4 protein-coding genes and 1 pseudogene are annotated in these 6,652 nt (G+C 72.4%); all 5 read left to right on the top strand.

Going from position 1 to position 6,652, the window contains the following annotated elements:
• Positions 1-562 precede the first annotated feature (562 nt).
• On the top strand, positions 563-1,732 hold the full coding sequence (locus DZF91_RS09670) for a glutamate--cysteine ligase (RefSeq protein ID WP_117357137.1): 1,170 nt from the start codon (positions 563-565) through the stop codon (positions 1,730-1,732).
• Positions 1,733-1,997: 265 nt separating this feature from the next.
• Positions 1,998-3,254 carry a M20 family metallopeptidase gene (locus tag DZF91_RS09675; RefSeq protein WP_117357140.1) on the top strand — a complete coding sequence of 419 codons (1,257 nt, stop codon included), beginning with the start codon at positions 1,998-2,000 and terminating at the stop codon, positions 3,252-3,254.
• Between the two features lie 473 nt (positions 3,255-3,727).
• The gene (locus DZF91_RS09680) at positions 3,728-4,795 is read left to right on the top strand and encodes a BMP family lipoprotein (protein ID WP_117357138.1); all 1,068 of its coding nucleotides are present in this window, start codon (positions 3,728-3,730) and stop codon (positions 4,793-4,795) included.
• A gap of 91 nt (positions 4,796-4,886) precedes the next feature.
• Positions 4,887-6,446, top strand: a complete 1,560-nt coding sequence (locus DZF91_RS09685) for an ABC transporter ATP-binding protein (RefSeq protein ID WP_199486521.1) — start codon at positions 4,887-4,889, stop codon at positions 6,444-6,446.
• Positions 6,443-6,652, top strand: a pseudogene (locus DZF91_RS09690) (hypothetical protein); the annotation flags it as partial. The gene DZF91_RS09685 and the pseudogene DZF91_RS09690, both read left to right, overlap by 4 nt.

Here is a 6,652-nt window from a genome sequence, read left to right on the forward strand (position 1 = left end):
AGCTGCGGCCCGCCGACCGGCTCGCCGGCCGGCGCGGAGCCCGCCAGGGCCGCTCCCGGAAGCGCCAGGACCACCCCGGACACCGCCGCCGCCGTCGCGGCGGCGAGCACGCGGCGGGGTGGAAGACGCAGTGCTGAACCAGGTCGCTGTGCTCGCAAGCCCCCGCCGTCCTTGCTCCGGCCATCGCGAACGGATGACACATGTCCCTCTTTGTCTTCCGGAAGAGTAGGCGACCGGTCGCGAGATCCGATACCCGTGGCGTGCGAATGGCTTTCCCTGTTCTGCACAAGTACTAGTCACATCGGGGCATGTCGTCTCGGTGGGTCATGACCGAAATCGGTGACTCCGTGTGATGGACCGTCGCCCGACCGGATCAAATGATCCGCAAAGAACGGGGAATCCGGCGGCATCGGGGCCGCGCGCGCCATGATGGGGGAAGGCGGAACCGGTGTGCGGAACACGCCCTACCTGGGCCGCCGTTTGTCCAGGCTTAGGGACCCGCTGGCGGAATCGCCCCACGTGCCACGCATCGACCTGCAAGGATTGTGGACGGAGGTTGGCCGTGGCCATTGTCTTCAACCCGTCGCGCGGCGCGACACTGGGCGTGGAGTGGGAGCTCCAGCTCGTCGACGCCGCGACCCGGCACCTGCGGCAGGACGCGCGCGAGGTGCTCGCCGCCCTGCCGTCGCTCAGCGCGGGCGGGCAGGCCGCCAAGCTCCGGCACGAGCTGATGGAGTCCACGGTCGAGGTCGTGACCGACGTCTGCCAGACCGTCGCCGAGGCCCAGCGCGACCTCGCAGCGACCGTGACCGCGCTGCGCGGCGCGGCCCGGCCGCTCGGCCTGGAGATCGCCTGCACCGGGACCCACCCGATCTCCGACTGGCGGGACGCCGAGACCTCGCCGATCCAGCGGTACGCCGACCTGGTCGAGCAGATGCAGTGGCTGGCCCGGCAGATCCAGACCTTCGGCGTGCACGTCCACGTCGGCGTCACCGACGGCGCGAAGGCGGTCCCGATCGTCAACGCGCTGGCGGGCTATCTCCCGCACTTCCTCGCGCTCACCGCGTCCAGCCCGTTCTGGAGCGGGACCGACACGGGCCTGGCGTCCAGCCGGGCCATCGTGTTCGGCCAGCTCCCGACCGCGGGACCGCCGCACCTGCTGGACGACTGGACGGCGTTCGAGGACTATATGGACACCTTGCTGCGAGCGGGGACGATCCGCAGCATCAAGGAGGTGTGGTGGGACATCCGTCCGCACCCGGACTTCGGCACGGTCGAGATCCGGATGTTCGACGGGATACCCACCCTCCGCGAGGTGGGCATGGCGACGGCGCTCTGCCAGAGCCTGGTCACCCTCTTCGACCAGCAGCTCGACCGGGGCTACACGCTGCCGCGCCCGGCCGCCTGGGTCGTCCGCGACAACAAGTGGCGGGCCACCCGGTACGGCCTGGACGCCATCGTCATCACCGACGACAGCGGGCACACCGCCCCGCTGCGCGACGAGGTGTACGAGCTGGTCGCCGAGCTGGAACCGGTCGCGGCGCGGCTCGGCTGCGCCGACGAGCTGAAGGTCGCCGGGGAGGTCCTGGAGCACGGGGCCCCCTACGAGCGCCAGCGCGCGATCCGCGCGGGCGGCGGCACTCTGGAGGACGTGGTCGACGCCGCGGTCCTCGAGCTCGCGGAGGACCGGTTCGTCACCCGCGGGGAGGTCGTCCGTGCCGGGAACCGATGATCCCGACCGGACGTCCGCCCCGCGTACCGATACAGGCGGGAGGCCACCGGGCCTGCCCGCCCACGCGCAGGGGGCGCACATGACACACACGGGACCCGGGGTGATGCCCGGCCCTGGAACGGCCGCCGCGGACGCGGGGGTGGCGGAAGGCACCCGGATCGCGCGAGGGGTCCGGCGGATCGCGGGTACGGACCGCGGGGACGGAGCGCCGCCCGGCGACCCGCGGGCGGCCGGCGAGGCCGAAGGGACGGGAGGGAACGTGCAGGTGGGAGGCGCGGCACTGCGGGTGCGGCTGGACGACTTCCTGGCCGCCGCGGAGCCGGAGCTGATCGCGTTCCGCCGCGACCTGCACGCCAACCCCGAGCTCGCCAACAACGAGTTCCGCACCACCGAGCGGATCGCGACGCGGCTGAAGCAGGCCGGGCTCGAACCGCGGGTGCTGCCCCGCGGCACCGGCCTGTACTGCGACATCGGCCCGGAGGACGGGTACACCGTCGCGCTGCGCGCCGACATCGACGCCCTCCCGCTGCAGGACGAGAAGGCGAACGCGCCGTACCGGTCCACCGTGCCGGGCGTCGCGCACGCCTGCGGGCACGACGTGCACACCGCGATGGTGCTCGGCGCGGGGCTGTTCCTGGCCCGGCAGGCGGAGGCGGGGCTGCTGCCCGGCCGCGTCCGGCTGCTGTTCCAGCCCGCCGAGGAGATGCCCGGCGGCGCGCTCGACGTGATCGCCGCGGGCGGCATCGCGGGCGTGGACCGGGCGTTCGCGCTGCACTGCGACCCGCGCGTCGAGGTCGGCCGGCTCGGCCTGCGGACCGGCGCGATCACCGCGGCCTGCGACAAGGTGTACGTGAAGGTGACCGGCCCCGGCGGGCACACCGCCCGGCCGCACCTGACCGCCGACCTGGTGTACGCGCTGGCCAAGATCGTCACCGAGCTGCCCGCCGCGCTGTCCCGCCGCGTGGACCCGCGCTCCAGCCTGTCGCTGGTGTGGGGCCGGGTGTCGGCCGGGTCGGTCGCCAACGCCATCCCCGACGACGGGATCGCCGAGGGCACCATCCGCTGCCTGGACGACGAGGCGTGGCACCGCGCGCCGGAGATGATGCGGGCGCTGCTCCAGTCGGTCGCCGCGGCCTACGACGTGGAGGCGTCGCTGGAGTACGTCCGGGGCGTCCCGCCGACGGTGAACGAGGCCGCCAGCGTGGAGCTGTTCCGGGAGGCGGCCGTCCAGGTGCTCGGCGAGGAGGGCGTGGTGCCCACGCCGCAGAGCCTCGGCGGCGAGGACTTCGGCTGGTACCTGGAGTCGGTGCCCGGCGCGCTGGCCCGGCTCGGCGTCCGCGCGCCCGGCTCGTCGGTCGAGTACGACCTGCACCGGGGCGACTTCGACGTGGACGAGCGGTGCGTGGCGGTCGGCGTCCGGGTGCTGGCCGCGACCGCCCTGACCACGCTCTGGGACGGCCGTCTCGACACCGCCGCGGACGCCCCCCTCGGCGGCGCGGCGGAGGGCGCCGCGCTCGGCTGACCCGCCCGGGACCGCCCGTCCTGCCCGGACGACCGGCCCGGACGACCTGCCCGGACCACCGGCCCGGACGACCTGCCCGGACGACCTGCCCGGACGATCCGCCCGGGCACCGTTCCCGATCATTTCCCGACCACCGGCCGTCCCCACCGGCCGGTGGTGATCACCGGACCGCGCGCGGGCCCCGCGCCCGCCGGCGGCGCGATCGGAGCCCCGTCCCCCTGACCGAGACGGGTCCTCCGGAGTAGGGTCGGTCCGATCCTCCCTCCGGAGTTGCCGGTTCTCCACCCCGATTTCCGCCCCGCTACCTGCGCCGATAAGCCTACGCGTTGGTAACGGACGCGTTGCGAAACGGTGCACATCGGATGTTTCACCTCCTGCGGCGAGGTAGCGTCCGATCGGTTTGTGTGGCCGGGGCATGTTCGCGTGCGCGCCCGGCCGCGTTGTTCTGGGTGGGGAACGGAAGGAGCGCGGCGATGCGCCGTGTACTCAAGATCACGCTCGTCTCCGTGGCGGGCGCCGCGCTGGCGCTGAACACGGCCGCCTGCGGCGGCAAGAAGTCGTCCTCCGGCGACAGTGGCGGCGGCGACGGCAAGAAGAGCATCAAGGTCGGCCTGGCCTTCGACATCGGCGGGCGGGGTGACCAGTCGTTCAACGACTCGGCCGCCGCCGGCCTGGACAAGGTCAAGAAGGACCTGAACGTCACCACGGAGGAGATCTCCGCCAAGCCGGACGAGCCGGACGCCGACAAGGAGTCCCGCCTGCGCCTGCTGGCCGGCAAGGGCTACAAGGCCATCATCGGCGTCGGCTTCGCCTACACCAACGCGGTCGTGAAGGTCGCCAAGGACTTCCCGGACACCAAGTTCCTGGTCGTGGACGCCGACCAGTGCACGGTCTCCGGCTCCAACGTCGAGGGCGCCTGCTTCTCCGAGGAGCAGGGCTCCTACCTGGTCGGCGCCGCCGCGGCGCTGAAGTCCAAGACCGGCACCATCGGCTTCATCGGCGGCGTGAACACCCCGCTGATCCAGAAGTTCGAGGCCGGCTACGTCGCGGGCGCCAAGGCCGCCAAGCCGGGCATCAAGGTCCTGCCGGCCAAGTACCTGACCCAGCCGCCGAACTTCGACGGGTTCAAGAACCCGGCGCTCGGCAACGAGGCCGCCAAGGGCCAGCTGGACGCGGGCGCGGACGTGATCTACCACGCCGCGGGCGGCGCCGGCATCGGCGTGATCAAGACCGTCGGCGGCGCGGGCAAGTGGGCCATCGGCGTCGACTCCGACCAGTACAACCAGCCGGCCGTCAGCTCGGTCAAGGACCACATCCTCACCTCCATGGTGAAGCGCGTCGACACCTCGGTGTTCGACTTCGTCAAGGCCGTCGCCGACGGCTCCTTCCAGGCCGGCGTGAAGAAGTACGACCTGTCGAACGACGGTGTCTCGTACGCGACCACCGGCGGCTTCGTGGACGACGTCAAGGCGAAGCTCGACCAGTACAAGGCCGACATCGTCAGCGGCAAGATCAAGGTTCCGACCAAGCCCGGAGCCTGACGCCGCACCGGTTCCGGCGTCGCCCCGCGCTTGACGGCGGGCGCGACGCCGGTCCGCGTTTCCACTGGTTTTTCTTCACAGGGGGGCACTCGTGCCTGACCAGGTGCCGGCCGTCAGGCTGACATCCATCACCAAGCGGTTCCCGGGTGTGGTGGCCAACCGGGACATCGACCTCGAGATCCGGCGCGGCGAGGTGCACGCGCTCTGCGGCGAGAACGGCGCGGGCAAGTCCACGCTGATGAAGATCCTCTACGGCATGCAGAAGCCGGACGAGGGGACCATCGAGATCGCCGGCGAGCAGGTGTCGTTCCGCACGCCCGCGGACGCCATCGAGCGCGGCATCGGCATGGTGCACCAGCACTTCAAGCTCGCCGACAACCTGACCGTCCTGGAGAACGTGGTCCTCGGGGCCGAGCCCCGGAAGCGGAACAAGAGGTTCCCGGGCCGTTTCGGGTTCGGCATCGACTTCGCCGCCGCGCGGACGCGGATCCGCGAGATGGCCGAGCAGTACGGGATGCGGCTCGACCCGGACACGCTGGTGGAGAACCTCGGCGTGGGCGACCGGCAGCGGGTCGAGATCCTCAAGGTGCTGTACCGGGGCGCGAAGGTGCTCATCCTGGACGAGCCGACCGCCGTGCTCGTCCCGCAGGAGGTCGACGAGCTGTTCGGCAACCTGCGCGAGCTGCGCGCCCAGGGCCTGACGGTGCTGTTCATCTCGCACAAGCTGGACGAGGTGCTGTCGGTCGCCGACTCGATCTCGGTGATCCGGCGCGGCACCACGGTCGCGACCCGGCTGGACCCGCGCGAGGTGACCTCGCGGCGGCTGGCCGAGCTGATGGTCGGGTCCGAGCTGCCGACGCCCGAGCTGCGCGAGTCCACCGTGACCGACCAGGTCGAGCTCGCGGTGCGGGACCTGGTGGTGCTCACCCCCGAGGGCCGTCCCGTCGTGGACGGCGTGACCCTGGACATCCGGCGCGGCGAGATCGTCGGCCTCGCCGGGGTCGAGGGCAACGGCCAGGGCGAGCTGATCGAGACGATCATGGGCATCCGGACGGCCGACTCGGGGACGATCACGTTCGTCGGCGAGGACGTCACGGGCTGGCCGACGCGCCGCCGCCGCGAGGCCGGGATCGCCTACATCCCCGAGGACCGGCACCGGCACGGGCTCGTGCTGGAGGGGACCCTCTGGGAGAACCGGATCCTCGGCCACCAGACGGAGAAGCCGAACTCGCGCGGCCCGTGGATCGACCGGCGCGGCGCGCGCCGGGACACGACCCGGATCGTCGCCGAGTACGACGTGCGCACGCCCGGCATCGAGGTGCCGATCGGCGCGCTGTCGGGCGGCAACCAGCAGAAGCTGATCGTCGGCCGGGAGATGTCCGGCGAGCCGAAGGTGCTGATCGCGGCGCATCCGACGCGCGGCATCGACGTCGGCGCGCAGGCCGCGATCTGGGAACACCTGCGCCGGGCGCGGGCGGCGGGCCTCGCCGTCCTGCTCATCAGCGCCGACCTTGAGGAACTCATCGGTATGTCCGACACGCTGCACGTGATCCTGCGGGGGCGGCTGGTCGCCGAGGTGGATCCGGCGAACGTCACCCCGGAGGAGCTCGGCTCCGCCATGACCGGCGCGACCGTCGAGGACGCGTCATGACCGACGACAAGCGCGAACGGTCCCCCGCGGACGAGCCGGACACCCCGGCCGACGCGGCTCCGGACACCCCGGCCGACGCGGCTCCGGAGACGCCCGCCGTGGCCAAGCCGGTCGAGACGCCGGCCTCGGACACGCCCGCGGTGGCCGAGCCGGTCGGAACGCCGGCCTCGGCCGGGCCCGCCACGGCCCGGCGACCCGGCGTCGAT

It is taken from the genome of Actinomadura logoneensis, assembly GCF_003428695.1.
Taxonomy (GTDB): domain Bacteria; phylum Actinomycetota; class Actinomycetes; order Streptosporangiales; family Streptosporangiaceae; genus Spirillospora; species Spirillospora logoneensis.